Below are 17,414 nucleotides of genomic sequence, written 5' to 3'. Positions count from 1 at the left end.
TCCAGGAGAGACTGGACGGACCGCACATGCTCACGTGGTGGGGGTGTTCGATCGGGTGGCCTGGGGAAATCAAGTCGGTGAAAAACGTCGGAGAACTCGGACAGGTTCAAGGGGTTGCCTCTGCTCTTTCACGGAAGGCTCCAGCCTTCCGGTGTAGCTCGCGGCCGTGCAATTCAGGTGCCGCGTCGTTGAAGGCTTTCGCCGAGGATCGAAGATCGGGAGTTGAGAAGACTTTTCTCAATTTGTGAAGACGCGAGGTCGCGTCAGTGGTGGCCCACAATGACGAGCGTTCGTGCATGCCGTTTTGCGCAATCCATGCACGTCTGCATCGTCAGCGGGTCCAGTGCACCGAAGGTTTCGTCCAAAAAGACGACCTCTGCATCCTGCAGGAGCGCGCGCGCGAGAAAGATCCGGCTTCTCTCACCATGCGAGAGCTGCCACCCCGTCTCTCCAACGACCTGATCCAACCGCGAAGGCATTCGATCGAGAAGTGGGCCGAGCCCGAGCTCTCGGCAAATCGTTTCCGCTTTCTTCAGATCCCCTTCGGCCGGGGGCCAGGAGCGCCCCATGAGGAGGTTGAAGGCGAGCGTGTTGGCAAACACGTGATTCTTGTGAAATTGCGGAGCGCTCGATACGGACCGTTTCCAGCCAAGTCCGCCCAAGGTGGATCGGTCGAAGCCTCGTAGCAACAGCAGTCCGCTGGTTGGTAGCTCGAGTCCCGAGAGAAGGGACACCAACGTCGACTTGCCGCTACCGGATGCCCCCTCGAGGAGGATGCGGTCACCGTCTCGCAAAACGAGGTCACATTCGGTGATCGTCGCATTGCCAAGGGTGGGGTACGAAAAGGTCAGCCCTTGCGCCTCGAGGATCGGCACCTGCGCGTTCACGGGCGCGCTCCGCGTCAGAGCCACGGCGGCGGGCGAGGCGGCGGGATCGGCGAGGGTCGCCGCTTCAAACAAGGGGCTTATGCCGCGCCAAGCGACGAGTGCGGCCATGAGATCGGACAGCGCCCCGGAGAGCGAAACGAGTCCACCCTGCGCTTGGAGAATACCAACGACGGAAATGGCGATGGCAGCGCGATCGTCTTGTCCCCACAGCAAAGCTGGCAGGATTCCAAGCATCCCGATCCCAAACCATGCACGCGAAGGTAGTCGCGCGAGTAAGTGCTGTGCGTGGTCGAGGTGTTCGGACGCTGCCATGTAGCTTTCCAGTGCTCGGTCCTCCTCGATATGCCAATCCTCTGGGGCTTGCTGGACCACGCGCGTTCGATTGCCGATCACCTTCTCGACGAAGTCGTTCGTCATTGCGAAGCGCTGCGCGCTCCAACGAGCCCTGCGTCGTGCTGTGTAGAGGTTACCCGCGATGATCGCTGCGACAAACGCGACCAAGAGCAGCGCGTGCGGTCTGCCCCCCGCGCCGACGGATAGGACGAGCGCTGCGGCAATCAGCTGAATGGCTGACGTCAGCGTGCCGACCACGCCCGAGAATCCAGACCTCTCCACGGTCGCGGACTCGGCCACGGTCGCGAGCAGGGCGCCGGAGCCTCGGTGCACGATCTCATCGGCCTCGATGCAGAGCGCGCCCGTGAGAAGGCGCCTCTTGAGTTGGACTCCGATATCGATCGCGAGTTGCCCGGCGCTCCACGAGCTCACGAGTTGGGCTCCGACGCCGCTGAGAACCACGAGCACCCAGGCCACCAGCCAGCCCGTTTGCACAACTCCGTCGAGCGCGCCGCGTCCGAGGAGGATCCAGCCGCCAACGCTAAGCAGGATCTGGACGATGGCCGCCCCGGAAAAGAACAGGACTCTTCGCGATGCCCCATGGTGGTGAAGCTCGCGAAGAAAGCTCGTCGACGCGTGGCCTCGGAGTATCCACAGCCCCTCGAGCCGGCGGCCGCCGATGACGTGACGGAGCAGATGGTCGCGTGCGCGGACGGCCCGTCTCGGGGAGAGTTGCATTCGGGCAAGCCATTGGTCCACGCGTTTTCCAGGCCCCCCTTCCAACGGCGCAGTGAGTCGGGCGACGAGAGGCCCGTACGGCACCCGGACTCTCGATCCCGCTGGGGTGAGAATGACGGCCGCGTCGGCATCGCACCGAATGACGGCGAGCAGGCGCGGGCTTTCGCGGTCGGAAACCCGAATGAGCCCCGGACCTATCCGCCGTAAGGTCCCTAAGACCTCGCTGTACGTACAGGATACGGATTCCGCCTCGAGGCCGAGGGTGTCGGCAGCGAGTCCGATCCGGTCGGCGCCCGCGGGGAGTCTGGTCAGGGCCGCGCCTTCGCGTCCGGTGGACGTGCGAGTCGGGATCCCCGCCTCGCGCGCGAGCAAGGTAAGGACCTCCTCCACCCGCTCTTCCGCCCATGCGATGTCAAGCCACCGGTGCATCACCGCTCCACCGATTCCTCTGCCGCAGCGCGAAGCCGCCCGCCTTCGAGACGCAGTCGTTTCCACACGGTTCCCGAAAGGAGGTTGGCCCTTGCAGTGCGGTCCGCGAGCGCGAGAGCTCGGTAGCGCGTGGGGGCCGACAGGAGTTCGGCCGGGCAACCCTCTTCTGCGATCGCACCGCTGTCCATCAGGATCACACGGTCGAAGTCGAGGGTATCGCTAACGTCATGGCTCACAACGAGCATCGTTGCGTGCGGCCACGCTGCGCGGGCGCGTTGGACGAGGGCACGTCGCCGAGGTCGCTCAAGCCCGCGGAATGCTTCGTCGAGCAGCACCAGCCGCACGTTTTCGCGTACGAGGGCACGTCCGATCCGAACGCGCTGCCCTTCGCCGCCAGACAGCCGCGATCCCCCTTCCCCTAACCGGGTCTGCAAACCGTCTGGAAGGCGCTCAAGCACGTCGCGCAACTCGGCGGCGCCAATCGCTTTCCCAGCTCCGCCCAAAGCGTCCGCGGGCGCCCCGTAGGTGATGTTATCGAGGAGCGAACGATTCCACAGCGCGACTTGCGGGTCGACCCACACGGTACTTCGCCGCAGCGTGGACGGTTGAAGGGAGTCCCCATCGACGAGTACGGCGCCCTCCTTTGCACTCAGCCATCCAAGAAGAACGGCAATGAGTGACGACTTGCCCGCCCCGGACGCTCCGACGATGGCGACGTGCTCCCCAGGGCGGATGGTCAAGTTGATGCGACGAAGCAGGTCGTGCCCCGTGGCACAGACCGTGACGTTGTGCATCGCAAGGGCAACGCCCGAGTTCGAGTCCGGTGATTGCCTGGGGCGCGCTTGCTCCGACGATTCCGCCTCCTTGCCTGCGAGTGGCGCGAACATGCGGTGCGCCGCGTTCAGCGTCTCGTGTGACCCGAGCAGCTGCCCGGAGAGCTCCTCTCCCAACGACGGAAGGCGCAGCGCAAAAAACGTGATCAGAAGAAGCCGGGCCGGAGTTCCCCCCGACGCCACGTAGGCGGTCACGAGAGCCACAACAATGGACGTTCCGGCCAGCGCCTGCGCACCGCGTGTCCACGTGCTCTGCTCGAGAACCCCTCTGGCGGTGCGCGCCCATTCCACGAGGAGCGACTCGTGCTCGCGCCGCAGCCCAGCCTCTGCGGTATGCGCGCGGAGCGGAACGGCACCCTTCAGCGCATCGAGATAGAAGCGGTCCAGCGCCGAGGTGTGGGTCCACAGACGCGCGACCTTCTCCGAGAGCGGCTTGCGCATGACATACGGCAGCCCGACGCCGACAAGGACCGCGGCAACGGCGAGGCCGAGCGATGATGGCTCGAGCCATACGAACGTCGTCAACGTTGCAAGGTACGACGCAACGACGGTGACAATACGTGACGCGAGCGGGGGGCCTTGGCGGATCATGTGCAATGCGTGTGCTCTCGATGCCATGTCCGACGTCGGCCGGCTTCGGAGGTAGGCATCCTCGAACCGTGGCAGCTTTTCAAGAATGGCGACGCGCAGTCTCGCTTCGAGACCGCGGCCAACGCGCGCCAGCAACGTGCCCACGTAGTACTCCAGGGCCATCGCTCCTAGCGTGAAAGCGAGGAGCATGACGACTCCCGCTACGCGCTGGTAGGACAGCGACAAGTAGGTCGCGATATCCAAGATGCCCCGCAAGAGCGCAACGTCGACAAGGGCCACTGCGCTCGCGAGCACACCGGCGATGGCGAGGAGCGCCATCGCCCATGGCGCATCAAAACGGACGGCGCGCACGAGGAGCTGCAGGGGGAAGACCTTCGCTTGCCCAAGCTCGTCGTCAATGCTGCTCGGAAGAGCCCTGCGTGTGGGATCGTCGTCGTGTTTCCGCCGCGGCCTCATTGGGGCCCACGCCCGATGATTGCCCGACCCTTCAACCGATACCTCCGGCGTGCTCGGCGGCCAGGAGCGCGCGATGAGAGCCGACCTCCGGCGCGGGAGATCAAAGTGCACGAAGACGACACCGTGCAGCTCAAGTTGATCCGGGGCATTCCCAGGGCTCGCCCACCAGAAGTCCTTTGGAATAGCCTCGTATGCGCGGCCCTGGCGCGATTGGGCGACGAGCAACTCCACCATTGCCGCGGCCTCAGGTCCGGGGCGAATCGCTCCTCCCTGGACCAGCGCGGTCACCATCCGGACCGCAGCGTCCAATCGAGCAAACGCTCCCCATCGAGGCAAGGCAAACACGGGTTCGAGTAGATGCCGGCGTCGGGAACGCTTGAGGCCGATGCGCGACATTCGCGCTTCCAGGGGGCGTGTCGCGTCGGGGGTTCGGACCCAACGCTTCCATTTCTCCGTCGACATCGGAAAGCGATAGAGCGAGATGCTCTCGAGCAACGTGGCTGCTCTCATCCAGCGCCTTCCCCCGGCGGGATCCATGACCTGCACGTACGGGCCCAGTGTGCGCCAGAGAACGAGAAAATGCGTTGCACCGCCCGCGCTGCGCGTTGGGACGATCGCCGGCAGGCAGTCCGCCTCGGGCAACAGAAGGCTGTCGCGGGAGATAAGAATCTCGGAGGTGACGAGGCCTAGCTCGCGACCGAGCGCCGCGAGTGCGTCCATGGACGTACCGTCGACGTCGGTCTGGCACCGTGACCGAAGCCACTCGTAGTTTACGTCGACGCCGAAACCGTGCAGCACCGCCTTCAGCGCGGCAGGACCGCAATCGGTCAACGAAGTCTGAATCACCTCGGGAACGAAAAGGGAACGCCCCGCGCGTTGATTCATCGGCGAGCCTCCCCAGGTCCTGGCGTCGAGGAGCTATCCGCCGGCCGCACCGCGGCACCGTCCACAACGGCATAGCCGATCGCGCGGAAGAGCAATCGCCAGGGGGCGACGCGCTCGACTTCGACCTCCACGGCCCCTGGCAATCCGTGCTGAATTGGAATGCCTTGCGCCGCCGAGACGGCGTCGAGCCCCAGTTCCACGCGAATCGTCCCGTCGCGTGGCTCGTTCGCCACCCGCCCCACGGTCGCGCTCAACAGACCGTACTGCGTCCAGGCAAAGCCCGTCATCCTTACGCGCGCGCGCTGTCCGGGCACGATGCGTCCGACGGCCTCGGCCGGAGCAAAGTTCGCCACGACGTGAACCCTCTGATGCGGCACCACGGTGGCGACCACGTCTCCCGCGCGAACGACAGCTCCAATTTGAAGCGCTGTGATGTTTCCGAGGCGCCCCGACGCTGGAGACCGTACCGTTTTCAGCTCGATGGTCGCACGGGTTGTCTCGACAAGGGCTTGCGTGGTCACCTGCTCCCCCTCGATGTCGGCAAGCTCGCGACGAAGCTCGGCGACGCGCGAGTGGGCCCGCTCATCGTCGTATCGCCCCATCACCCGAAGGCGGTCCACGTCTACCTTCGCGCTTTGCGCATTATGTCGGCTCTCGGCGGCCTCCCGCTCCGCATTAAGGGCGTCCACAGCCGTCGTAAGTTCCTCGGCGCGAAGCCGCCCCTTGATCTTCAGGATGTGCTCCTGATTCGAAGCGAGAGCCTCCGCGCGCCTTTGCTCGATCCGCGCCCGTTCGACGTTTGCCAAACTGCTCTTCGATTGCAGGTTTCGCACGCTCGACTCTGCAGCGAGCTGTTCTTGTACGGCGGCCATACGGGGCTGTAGGGATGAAAGGCGCGCTGTCGCCTCGTCGAGCTTCTTCCGCTCGAGCGTCGTGTCGAGCACCAGGAGGATGTCCCCCTTCTGGACTTCACGATCGAGCGCGACGTACATCTCGGTAACTCGGCCGGTGTCGGCTGCCGCCACGGGGTGAGCGATTTCGGCGACCTCAAGCCGACCATTCGACGTCACCGCATAGACGGCTACCCGGGCGAGCGTCAGCCATGTCCCCCACCCTCCAAAGATCAGGATGGCCAGCAGCGCCGTCGGCCAGCGTTTCCGTCCAGCATCCCGTTCGAGGGACCGCAAGGTCCGAGAAAACGACGTAGCCATGGCCCGCTATGTCGACTCGTTGCGCGCGACGCCGCGCGTGAGGCTTGCGTCGACGAGAACGCCACCCCCTGCGATGCGCGTAGCGCTCCGCTCGTCCAGCGCACGCTTTCGGGGGCGAGCGATCTCATACCGGTCGAGCTTGTTCACAAGCGAACGCCGTGTCATCCCGAGCAACTCCGCGGCCCTCGTCTGATTCCCATTCGTCTTCTGAAGCGCCTTGATGATTCGAGATCGCTCGTCAAACTCGTCGTGACCGTCTTTCGTCTCCTCTACCCGCACATCCCGACGGGGAAATTCCAAGCACTCCGCTCCCAGCGTGTCTCCCTGGCAGACGACGACGGCACGCTCGATGACCAGCTTCAGCTCACGTACGTTGCCAGGCCACGGATGCAACAAGAGTATATGAATTGCCTTGCTGCTAATTTGCGGGACAGGTCTCCCGAGGCTACGCGCCATTCGATCTGCGAAGTGGATCGCGAGAGGTTCGATGTCGAGCTGACGCTTTCGGAGCGGGGGGACGTGGAGCTCTGCGCCGGTGAGCCGAAAGTAGAGATCCTCACGAAAACGTCCAATCCTCACGAGTTGGGCAAGGTCGCGATGCGTGGCCGCGACAATACGGACATCGACGCGAACCGGTTTGGTCGCGCCGACTCTTACGATCTCTCCACATTCCAAAACACGAAGGAGCTTGGCCTGAACAACGGGTGACAGCTCCCCTACCTCGTCCAGGAAAAGCGTCCCGCCGTCAGCCGCTTCGAATAGGCCTTCTCGTTGTGCAAGTGCTCCCGTAAAAGCTCCTCGCTCATGCCCAAAAAGCTCGCTCTCCACAAGGCTTTCGGCCAAAGAAGCGCAATTGACTTTGAGCATATTGCCACAACGGCGCGGCGAACGCCGATGGACCCGTTCCGCAATGAGCTCTTTCCCGACGCCAGTTTCGCCCAATATCAGTATTGTCAAACTGGAGGCCGCAAAGAGATCGGCGCGATGTAGAAGGTTGCGCATTTCGGGCGCCATCAAAATGGGCAAAGATTGTCCGCCGGGTTCACAGTGATCGCTCGCGCTCATGTTGGTTATCTTTCCCGCTGAACTTTATAGAATTGGCCGACTCAATGAGACTGACATTGTTGCTATATGTCATGTTCGGCTGTTTAAAGGGTGCATTGCGTATTGTTTATGTCTGGCGGATATCAACATTCGGAACGGTATGGCGCGCATTCGACATCGCCCGCAGGAGGAGAGCCCCATCGCGTGTGGGGTCAGGAAGCATCACCTCGACGACCTCGACTCCCTCGCGCGCGAGGATCGGCAGCGCCGCGACAAACGTGCGCAGTTCGTAACGTTCCGGTTGAAGGGTCTCGGTGTCAAACACGGCCCTGGCCCGCGGCTGAACGTTGTGATCGACGATATGCAGGGTGAGAGCCATGCCGGCGTGCTGCATGGTCCCGCAGCCGTCCGACCGAAGTTCCAGCTCGCCAACGGGAAACTTCTTCATGCGACGAATCCACCCGCGGATTCGTCGGTGATCGGACCGGATGCTCACCCGCGCGGGCCGCCGCTGGCCGCTCAGCAACGTGGCTGCGATCTCGTCATCGACGTCGTCCGACGTGGTCACGGCGTCGTTCCCAATACGCAAGTGCTGAAGCCCGGAGAATTCTGCAATCGCCTGAGCGACCACGACTGGGGGCGGTGCCGGCGGCATCGATCCTGTTGCTTCCGGTGGAACGAACCACGCGAGGGCCTCAAGACGGCGGTGCACGCGGCTCGCCTCGAGAAGCGTGGCCCCATAGACGCCCGATATGGAGCGCAACCCGCGAAAGGCAGCATGTCCAAGGCCGATCTGCACGGAGCCCGTACGTCGGCATAAGCCTCCTTGAACGTGCTCGAATTCAATCGATTCGACGGTCGCGTATGCGGGGTGGCCCTCGATGGCCCGCAGGTCGGCCTCCCTGCTCGCGGAGATGGTCAGGTGGGCGGGAAATCCGCGCTGGAAGCGCACGCTCCGAACGACCGGGGCGAGTGGGCCAAGCCAGATGCGACCATGGTCCGCAAGCAGTGCGGACTCGGTCGCCCTTTCCGCGGGTGTGAGTGGCCGCGTCGTAGCGGCCATCTGAAGGTCCACGAGCGCACCGTGGGCAAGCCCCCTTCCGCACGCCCACACGGCGTAACGCATGCGGGCCTCATCATTGCCTGGGTCGTCGTACACCGCCTCGAGGTACCGGCTAATCGTGCGGGAGAACAACGAACGCTCCTTCACGACGCTCTCCCGGGTGCACGGATTGCCGTGACCATCGGCCGCCACCCATACGTCAGCGCCCGCCACAGCCATTCGCATGGACCATATTGAAACCGGCGAAGCCAAAGGCAGCTGGCGGCGACTTGCACGACATAGGTCGCGATGCCCAGGACCACGGCACCGACGATGCCGACTCGTCCAAGGAGCCCCGCACCGTAACCGTAGAACGCCGTGGTGAAGAGGAGGGACTGGGCCAGGTAATTGGAAAAGGCCATTCGGCCGACGGGCGCAAAGGTCCGAATGAGCCATGCGCGCGCACGAGGTCTCTGCAAGGCCCTGAGCAGCGCAGCGCCGTATCCCGCAGCATAGAGCTGCAGCGTCATGTTCCAGCCGAGACGCACGAGCGCGATCGGCATGGAACTCGGCGGGCGAGCGGGCTGCAGCACCACGCGGAAAATGGCGTATCCCGCACCGATGACCATGCCACCGACCGCGAGGCCCACGTGCCACGTGCCCAAGCTTTCGAGGCGGCGCAAGACCCCGTTCCGCCACAGGAAAATGCCGAGAAGGAAATTGCCAAGGATTTGGGCGAACCCGCGAAGCAATACAAACTGCGCGTGCACGCCGAAGACATTGGGCACGCGGAAGGCGACGACCTCAAGATAGGTGCCATGCGCGTAGACCGCGAGTGCCTGTCGATGATGTGCGCTGGCGCTCGGCCCGCCTTGCGGAAAAAGGTGCGGCCAGCGCCACAGGAGGAGCGGATATACGGCGGGAAGCACAAGGGCCAGAGCGAGAAGGAGTCGAGGGGATAGGCGAATGACGAAGAGAGCACCAAGCCCCGCAACCGCGTAGGGCATGAGAATGTCGCCCTCCCAAAGGAACACGGCGTGAACGAGACCGAACGCAAAAAGAATGAGGAGACGCCGCAACAGCAGCTGGACCCCCTGCCCTTGACGGTCGGCGCGTTCAAGGAGAATGGCCAGGCCGACGCCGAAGAGCATGGAGAACATCGTCATGGCTTTATCGGCAACGAAGATATAGAGGATGTCGTCCACCAAGCGCTCCGCGGGCGAGAGCGCTTCTTCGGCGGCAACGCCCGGTGCGTAGGTGGGTACGAGACGAAACCCGTCCACGATGTTCATGAGGAGCACGCCCAACAAGGCGACCCCTCGGATCACGTCCAGCTCCTCAATACGCGAGCTCGTGGGCGCGGGGCGACCTCCTTTGCCAGGGAACTCGTCCGGACAAATCACGGCGGGCTTCCTCGGAAAAGGGGGCTGGTCTGGCACCCACCGCGCTCGGATAGATTCCCCAGCGCGGCCAGCAATCTGCACATGGTTTCAATTGCAGCAACGGGGATGTGCATCGACCTCCACGCAATCAGGACGCGCACGTTCGCCCCATCGTCAATGAACGCCATCACTCCCGGATGCAAGAGCGCCTGCCGAACCCATGGAATGAGAAGCACGGAAGCCCGCTCTGAACTGGAGCGCACGAGAAAGCGGCAATCGATGCGGGGCTCCCCCGTCGGGCGCTCCGGCAGATCCGCAGCCAAATGGTAGTCGTCATCGACGATGTATGGATGGTACGCAGCGACCCGGTGCGGCCATGGTGCCGCATCCGCAAGAACCTCGGCGCATACCATGGACGCATGGCGGGTGGGAACCAAGGTGCGAATGACGATGTTGACGCCATGAACGGTACCGTGAAACTCCGGGTACTGCGGTAAGGACGATACTTTGATGAAGCCATTCGCATTGGCAAAGGCGACGAGTTCTTTGAGCCTTCGATGTGGCAACAGATTGCGAATAGCCTTCACCGTGACATAGGCGAGCACTGCGAGAGTTAGAAGCCCACACACGACGCAGACGGAGAGCGGTACCCCCCATGGCTCTCCACCTGTGGTCAACGGGACCGTACCACTTCCGAGAATCGCCTCGCGCGCGACCTCGAGCGGTGCCGCGCCGGCGCTCAACGCCATCATGCCGCCGGAAGCGTTCATGGTCGGGGTGCACATCATGGTTCGGGCAGAGCAAACGCCGTCAGGGTGTCGCCGGGCTTGCTGGCGAGAAAGACGCTTCCACCCGCAGCAATCACGACAAACTGCCTCCCTTTGGGCGATCGATACGTCATCGGGGTCGCTTGTCCTCCGGTGGGAAGTGCCGCGTGCCAGAGCTCCTGCCCACTCGCGCTGTCGACGGCGCGAAGCACGTTGTCCATGGTGCCCGCGATGAACACCAACCCGCCAGCGGTCACGATCGGCCCTCCGAGGAGCATGGACCCCCAATGATCCGATCCGGGAATGAGCTCCGTCCCAGGGATGCGTCCAATCGGCACGTCCCACCGGATCGCGCCCGTCCTGACATCAATGGCCACCAGTTTGCCCCACGGTGGCTTGGTGCATGGCAGTGGGAACACGGGGCCAAGCAGTGCGCGGCGTCCAAGGCGATACGGCGTGCCCGCTTGCTCCGCGATCTCTTCACCCGGCAGTCGCACGTAGGGCTTGTCGCGCGGAATGAGCCGTACCACGTACGGAAACCGGTTCACGCTGGTGATCAGGAGCCCATTCTGCGCATCGGTTGCTAGGCCTCCCCAGTTCACCCCACCAAGGGGACCGGGAAACATCAGCGTCCCTTGAATGCTCGGCGGCGTGAACATCCCCTCGGCGCGCGAGGTGGCGATCGTCGCCTGGCAGGCCGCCAAGTCGACCGGGGTCAGGCCAAATGCATCCGCAGGGGTGACCCGCGTCTCGCCGGTAAGATTTGGCGTCGCCACAGGGAAGGGCTGCGTTCGGCTTGCCTCCTCCCCTGGAACGTCGCTCGGCGGCACCAGGCGTTCCTCGACAGGAAACACTGGCTTTCCCAAGTCCCGGTCCAGGACGAAGAGGTGCCCATTCTTGGTTCCCACGGCTACGGCAGCAACCTTTCGGCCGTCGCGAGGGACGTCGAGGAGTGCAGGCGCCGCGGCGATGTCGTAATCCCAGATATCGTGGTGGACCACTTGAAACGCCCACACGAATTGGCCCGTCGAAGCTCGCAGCGCGACGACGGAGTTCGCGTGCGGCCCGGGGCCTTTGCGAAGGCCGCCATAATAATCCGGCGCGGGCGAGCTTGTTGGCAGAAACACCAGATCGCGCTCGGGGTCGGCGGTAATGATGCTCCACACGTTGGCGGCGCGCGCGCGTTGGGCATCCTCCGGCGACCATGCATCGTTCCCCTCGTCCGAACGCCGCCGAGGAATGGGATCCCAGCTCCACCTCCGTGCACCAGTGCGTGCGTCGAAGCCGCGAACGACCCCCTCGGGGACGCGGGTTCCGATGCCGTCTTGGACCATCGACCCCACCACCACGACGCCGTTCACGACCGTCGGCGGGGACGTCATGCCGTATTGTCCCGGCACAACGTCCGAGATTCCTTGCTTCAGGTCAAGGGTGCCGGCCTGGCCAAAGCTCGCGCATGGGAGGCCGCTCAACGCATCCAGAGCGATCAACCGTGCATCGAGCGTTGCGACGAAGATGCGGCGGCGGCACGCGGTCTCGTTGGAGGCTGCTGCATCCTCCCACGATGCGACACCACGGGACGTCATGCTTGGGACATAATGTACGTTGACGTCCAGCTGAGGGTTGAACGACCATTTCTCTCTGCCTGTGTCCGGGTCCAAGGCGATGACGCGATCGAAACCCGTACTCAGGTAGAGGGTGCCGAATACATAAATCGGTGTCGATTGGAACGTCGTGGTGTTCGGCGGGGTCGTGCCATTGGCGACATCCCCCGTCTGATACGTCCACGCCGCTTCCAATTGTGCAACGTTATGGCGATTGACTTGCGAGAGCGGCGAGAACCGCGCGCCACCCAGGTCGCGCCCGTAGGCGGGCCAGTCGTCTTCTGGAACCGCGCTCGCGAGGCCATCGGCGAGTCCAGTACGACTCCCGACGTCGTCGGAGCTGCGGCAACTCCATCCCGCCACTGCAGGAAGCGCACCTGCAAATGCAAGCGCACGCAAACGGCGCCATCTCATAATGTTTCTCCAATCATAGTGGCAAAAAGGGATACGTTTGATGGAATGCGATATTCAACGAATGGGCCGTAGCAGCCCCGTGATGCGCTTCATCTTTCGCCACAACGTCGATCGATGAATGCCGAGCTCCTCAGCAAGCTGTTGCCGACTTCCCGACCCTGACGCGAGATACGAACGAATCGTGTGTTCTTCCGTCTCCGCGTGAACCTGGGCCAGTGACTGCTTCGCGTCGCCCTTCCCGGTCACGTCAGGGGGGGCCGATGCACGACTACCAAGTTCGGGGGCGAGGGCGATCAGCGCCGCAGGAGAAACCGCTCCAGGGGAAGCGAGGGACATGACGCGCTCGAGCACGTTGCGGAGTTCGCGAACATTCCCTGGCCACGGGTAAAGCTCGAGCAACTGACGTGCTCCCTTGGACAGCGAGACGACCGAGCTGCGAACGTGGCCGCGGTGAAACCGATCGACGAGGGTGACCAGATCGCGGGGCCGTTGACGCAGCGCCGGCACTGCGATGCGAAACGTGTCGAGTCGATAGTACAGGTCGGCGCGGAATCGCCCGGATGCCACTTCTTCCTCGAGGTTCCGGTTAGTCGCTGCCACGACACGAACGTCGACAGCCGTGTCCCTGTGCGCGCCCACCGCACGGATCGCGCGCTGATCGATGGCCCGGAGCAGCTTCGCCTGGACGAGAGGGGCAAGCTCGCCGATTTCATCGAGGAAGAGTGTGCCGCCCGCGGCTTCGACAAACGCGCCCTTTGCGTTTGAGATGGCTCCCGTGAACGCACCACGGACATGTCCGAAGAGCATCGCCTCCGCGAGCCCGGTTGCGATGGCGGCGCAATTGATCGGCACGAACGGTCCTGACCGCCCCGACCTTTCGTGCAGCCGGCGAGCGAGCAGCTCCTTTCCTACGCCGGTGGGGCCGGTGATGACCACACTACTGACACTTCTCGCCACCTGCGCAATCACGCGCAGGGCGGTTCGCAGCGGAGGATCGATGGCCACGAGCTCACTGTCCGACTTGTGCTCTTGCGGCGATACGCACTCGCTGATTAACCGCTGCAGTCCGGCAACGTGAAATGACCTATCGATGTCCTGCCCGATCACGAGAACTGGAGCGGCATAAACACGGGCCAGGGTCTCACGGCGTTCGGTCGCCATGGTGCTGTCGACGACGACAAGGCTGGTGCGAAACAGCACGGGTAGGGCGCGGGTTGGAGCGATTCGAGTGACTCGAAATGGCGATCCGAGCGATTCGACGACGTGGACCACGCGATCTCCGGGGTCGCCGTCCATGGCCACGAGAACCGATGTCATCGTGAAGCCTCTTGCCGCGCTTGGCCTGGCGTCATGCCTGTCCACCGCCGAAACAGTGCGGAGAATCTAGCCTCGTCCAGCCCGACCATGCTCGCGAGCTCCGCGTTCGTGTACTTCGGCCAGCGGCGCAGCAGGAGCACCGCGCGCTCCTTTCGGACCTCGTCGACGATTGCCAGAAAGCGCGGCGACGTATCGTCCAGACGCCTACGCAATAGCCTTTCCGACACGCCCATCAGAAGTGCAAGTTCCGGAATTGTCGGGCATTCCTCGAAGAGGTGGGCGCGCAGAATGGCGCGCGCCCGCCACCTGAGATCGTAAACTCCGGACATCGCGAGGCGCGATTCTGCGGCGTGGCGATGAAACATCGTGGCGAGCTTTCGGCTGGAACCCGGAATCGACCTTCTCAGGTCCCGACTCGCAAGGACGAGGCACGTGTCCCCGCGGTCAAACTGGATCGGACAACCGAATGTATCCTTATACTGCCGGTGGTACCGGACCGTTTCCGGCGGGGGAAACGCAAATGCGACGCTTTTGGGCACGAGCCGCTCACCCGTGATTTGGTTCGCAATCGCTAGGATGGACGCGGCGACGCAGTCGGCCTTCTTGCGCGCGTATGGGACGTCGCCGCGGCTTCGAATAAGAAGCAGGGTGTCCTGCTGGTCGGGGAGCACTTGAATCTCGTCTTCCAGCATGGTATGCCCCGCAAGCACCGCCAGCGCGGCCCCCAGACTCCTGGAGAATCTCGCCGCGAGGCCGACGAGCCCAAGGGATTCGGCCCGCACCTTCGCGCCCAAGAGCAGGCCAAACTCCGACGGCAGCGAAGGGGCCATGTAAGCGAGCCACCGATCGATTTGCTCCTCCGGCACAGGACGTCGCAACCCGAGATCGAGGCCGACGCGACGGCCGGCCGAGGCGATGTCCATCGACGTTTGGCGGAGTGGGGCAAGGAGAAGCCGGGGAATGCGTCGGTATCGAAGCGCCATCCCCGGCTTCCGGCTGCATTCTCGACCACCCAACGCGTGGCTCGAGCACCGTTCAACATCGGTTGAACAAGGCACCGACCCACCGAGCGCTCCGATGGGCCTAAGCGCAAGGCTTGCACCGCCCATGTCGCGAGCCTTCATCGCGGGCTCCATTGCGAGAGAAACTCGCGGTGGAAGTCCGCCGCGAGCAGCTTCCAATGACGCGACACGATCTCCTCGGAATCGGTCCCGCTGCCATAAGCGGCGTAGGCCACTTGCCGGAGCTCGTCGAAGACTCCCCGAAAAAGTCTATCACTCGCGGCGGCGACGCCATTCGACGGCAATCGACCGGCGGATTCGGCAAACGTCTGCCCGATGCCGCGCAACCGTTCTGCGATATCCCATCGGCCCTGACCTTCCTCCCGCGCAGCCGTCCTCTCAAACCATGACTGCATCCGTGCCGCAGCGGACTCTGGTTCGGCAGCCGAGGTACTGTCGTCCTTATTGCTCGATGTCTTCATGCTCATCACCGGAAAAATGTCGTTCCTATCTGGTTCGGTAAGCCCCCGAGGCCCACCACCGTTCCAGCACGAGTCTGATAAGCGCGCTCGCCTCCGACGGCGGGCGAAGAGTCATTCTGCTTCGAAGGAAATGCACGCCGTCGTGCCGCGACTCGATCCAATCAGCGTATTTCAACGCCTCGACGGGTGGAGCGTTCGGTCGTGTCCCACTCAACATTCCCAATTCCGTCGCGCGAGCCGAGGCTCGTGCGAGTGCGTTCAAAAATGCATACAGTTCCTCTTGCGTTTTGACGACAAAGCCGCGGCAATGCACTTGTATTTCGGCGGAGATGACGACAAGACGCCATATGGCCAATTGGGTTCGTCGCTCGATGCGTGCGACAGGGTTCGAATAGACGGCAGCGGGGATCCGGATCGTGCCGTACATGAGTTGGATCTTCTTGCTTCGCCAGGTTCTCTGCATCTCCGCCCTTGGGCGTGAAAGTGGCCGTCACGAATGCTCGCTCGCGGAGGCGCGGACGGTGCGGCTGTAACCCGTTGTTGATGGGGCAGACGGCGGCCCTGCGCGAGCCTCTGCGACATTCCCTCGGAAGCGTTCGGCGATAGGCGCCTCGCTGCCGGTGTCGGCGTTGACGTCGCCACGGACAAGGTCCGCGCAATAGGCACGCAGGCGCGCTCGAACGGCCTCACGCATCCACCGCGCCCACCAAGGAATGAATCGGCATTGGCGGAGCACGAGCCCAATCCTGATGTACTCCGCGGCTCGCGCATCCTCCCCGCGGGATCGAGCGCGCGCTGCCTCGGCCTGCGCGACCAGTGCGGTGCGATGAATGGCGTCGACGAATCCGTTTGTGAAGCTGCCCCCGAACCTCGTCTTCGGCAGATCATTGACGACCGACAACAACGCCGCCGCCAGCTCGCTCGCCCCCTTTTCGCAGAGCAAACGTACGTGCACGCTCGCCCACTCGTTCAAGAAGCGTCGGGCCAACGCGTGACCAAAATTGGCGGCCCAGAGATGTCTTAGGCCGGCCAGCATGCCTGCCCCCGTCTGCGCAGTTCCGCTACCGTTTGACGCATCTCCACGGGTGTACGGAACTCCGTTCCTTGCGTATGCAGGACCAGGCCATAGCCGACGGGCACGATCGTCAGCTGGCGCCGAGTCTCTTGGTCCCCTTCGTTCGTCCCAACCGGCGGCGGCGCGAGCTCCATGGCCTCGTACCAGGAGAGATCCGCCGCCTCGTACCACGCGTCGACCAACAGGCCGCGGAACACGTTCAGGTCCGCGCGCGTTCGGAGCGCGAACTCGTCGAGCGCCACCCAGAGCCCCGACGCGCGTGCGACCAGGCAATGTCGGTGGACGCGCTGTCCATCCATTGCGCTGTGCAAATACGTGACGCCCCGCGCATCCACGCGCCGTTCCCAAGAACCGATACTCATCGGCGAGGCCCCCGCGCGTAGAGTGCAAGCGCTCGAGCGCCACGAGTCTTCATGGCTTCGGCTGCCGGGACGATGTCCAGGTGAGCGGTCGGTATTTCTCGGCCGCGCACGAAGGGAACCTTCGGGACAAGACGGTAGCCTCGCGGGAGAGCTCCGCGCTCCTCTTGCCACGCCATCGCCACACTCCGGCCGGTCCACCGGTTTGGATCTTGGCAAAGCCGCTCGGCCCACTGCTCCAACGTGAATGCGAAGGCCTCCTGCCTTCCCGATTCCGCATCGAACGTGAGGATACCGTTGTCATGCCAGACGAACTGATTGCCAAACACATCTTCGGCGAAACAGACGCCGGCCGGGGCCAGAGACCCATAGGAACGTTGCCAGCCATCTGGATCGTTCCATTCGTAAACGCTCACGCCCTCGTCGGTATCCGTGTCCGAGTGCACATGCAGGGCGTTCGAAAATGCGTAAAACCCATTCTTGGCCGAGAGAATCCACGCGAGTGCTTCGGCCGCGCTATCCCCAAACATCCTGCGCAATCGCAACGCATCGGGCCGCACAGTC

14 protein-coding genes are annotated in these 17,414 nt (G+C 63.6%); all 14 read right to left on the bottom strand.

Annotation, left to right across the window (positions count from 1 at the left end):
• Positions 1 to 263: 263 nt before the first annotated feature.
• The 14 genes from LZC95_20300 to LZC95_20235 all read right to left on the bottom strand — a co-directional run bounded on the left by LZC95_20300 (position 264) and on the right by LZC95_20235 (position 17,380).
• The gene (locus LZC95_20300; GenBank protein ID WXA99151.1) at positions 264 to 2,387 is read right to left on the bottom strand and encodes an ATP-binding cassette domain-containing protein; all 2,124 of its coding nucleotides are present in this window, start codon (positions 2,385 to 2,387) and stop codon (positions 264 to 266) included.
• Positions 2,387 to 5,152: an ATP-binding cassette domain-containing protein gene (locus tag LZC95_20295; GenBank protein ID WXA99150.1), complete on the bottom strand. Its 2,766-nt coding sequence runs from the start codon at positions 5,150 to 5,152 to the stop codon at positions 2,387 to 2,389. Before LZC95_20295 ends, LZC95_20300 begins: the two co-directional genes overlap by 1 nt.
• Positions 5,149 to 6,363, bottom strand: a complete 1,215-nt coding sequence (locus tag LZC95_20290) for an HlyD family efflux transporter periplasmic adaptor subunit (protein ID WXA99149.1) — start codon at positions 6,361 to 6,363, stop codon at positions 5,149 to 5,151. The genes LZC95_20295 and LZC95_20290 overlap by 4 nt, the downstream gene beginning before the upstream one ends.
• A gap of 6 nt (positions 6,364 to 6,369) precedes the next feature.
• Complete coding sequence (locus LZC95_20285; protein ID WXA99148.1) at positions 6,370 to 7,428, bottom strand: sigma 54-interacting transcriptional regulator; 1,059 nt, start codon at positions 7,426 to 7,428, stop codon at positions 6,370 to 6,372.
• A gap of 106 nt (positions 7,429 to 7,534) precedes the next feature.
• Complete coding sequence (locus tag LZC95_20280; GenBank protein ID WXA99147.1) at positions 7,535 to 8,617, bottom strand: hypothetical protein; 1,083 nt, start codon at positions 8,615 to 8,617, stop codon at positions 7,535 to 7,537.
• Positions 8,614 to 9,777 carry a DUF418 domain-containing protein gene (locus LZC95_20275; GenBank protein WXA99146.1) on the bottom strand — a complete coding sequence of 388 codons (1,164 nt, stop codon included), beginning with the start codon at positions 9,775 to 9,777 and terminating at the stop codon, positions 8,614 to 8,616. Before LZC95_20275 ends, LZC95_20280 begins: the two co-directional genes overlap by 4 nt.
• Before the next feature lie 71 nt (positions 9,778 to 9,848).
• On the bottom strand, positions 9,849 to 10,601 hold the full coding sequence (locus LZC95_20270; protein ID WXA99145.1) for a hypothetical protein: 753 nt from the start codon (positions 10,599 to 10,601) through the stop codon (positions 9,849 to 9,851).
• A 14-nt stretch (positions 10,602 to 10,615) separates the two neighbouring features.
• Complete coding sequence (locus tag LZC95_20265) at positions 10,616 to 12,616, bottom strand: pyrroloquinoline quinone-dependent dehydrogenase (protein ID WXA99144.1); 2,001 nt, start codon at positions 12,614 to 12,616, stop codon at positions 10,616 to 10,618.
• 54 nt (positions 12,617 to 12,670) lie between these two features.
• On the bottom strand, positions 12,671 to 13,933 hold the full coding sequence (locus LZC95_20260) for a sigma 54-interacting transcriptional regulator (GenBank protein WXA99143.1): 1,263 nt from the start codon (positions 13,931 to 13,933) through the stop codon (positions 12,671 to 12,673).
• Positions 13,930 to 14,856, bottom strand: coding sequence for an AraC family transcriptional regulator (locus tag LZC95_20255; GenBank protein ID WXA99142.1), 927 nt, complete (start codon positions 14,854 to 14,856; stop codon positions 13,930 to 13,932). The genes LZC95_20260 and LZC95_20255 overlap by 4 nt, the downstream gene beginning before the upstream one ends.
• A 197-nt stretch (positions 14,857 to 15,053) precedes the next feature.
• Positions 15,054 to 15,425 (bottom strand): hypothetical protein, encoded by a 372-nt coding sequence (locus LZC95_20250; protein WXA99141.1) that lies wholly within the window; start codon positions 15,423 to 15,425, stop codon positions 15,054 to 15,056.
• 481 nt (positions 15,426 to 15,906) lie between these two features.
• Entirely contained in the window at positions 15,907 to 16,371 is a 465-nt protein-coding gene (locus LZC95_20245) for a hypothetical protein (GenBank protein ID WXA99140.1), read from the bottom strand.
• 65 nt (positions 16,372 to 16,436) lie between these two features.
• Positions 16,437 to 16,853, bottom strand: coding sequence for a hypothetical protein (locus LZC95_20240; protein WXA99139.1), 417 nt, complete (start codon positions 16,851 to 16,853; stop codon positions 16,437 to 16,439).
• Positions 16,850 to 17,380 (bottom strand): hypothetical protein, encoded by a 531-nt coding sequence (locus LZC95_20235; protein ID WXA99138.1) that lies wholly within the window; start codon positions 17,378 to 17,380, stop codon positions 16,850 to 16,852. Before LZC95_20235 ends, LZC95_20240 begins: the two co-directional genes overlap by 4 nt.
• Positions 17,381 to 17,414 lie beyond the last annotated feature (34 nt).

Source organism: Sorangiineae bacterium MSr12523 (assembly GCA_037157775.1).
Classification (GTDB): Bacteria; Myxococcota_A; Polyangia; order Polyangiales; family Polyangiaceae; genus Pendulispora; species Pendulispora brunnea.
This window is presented reverse-complemented; position numbering and strand designations above follow the sequence as displayed.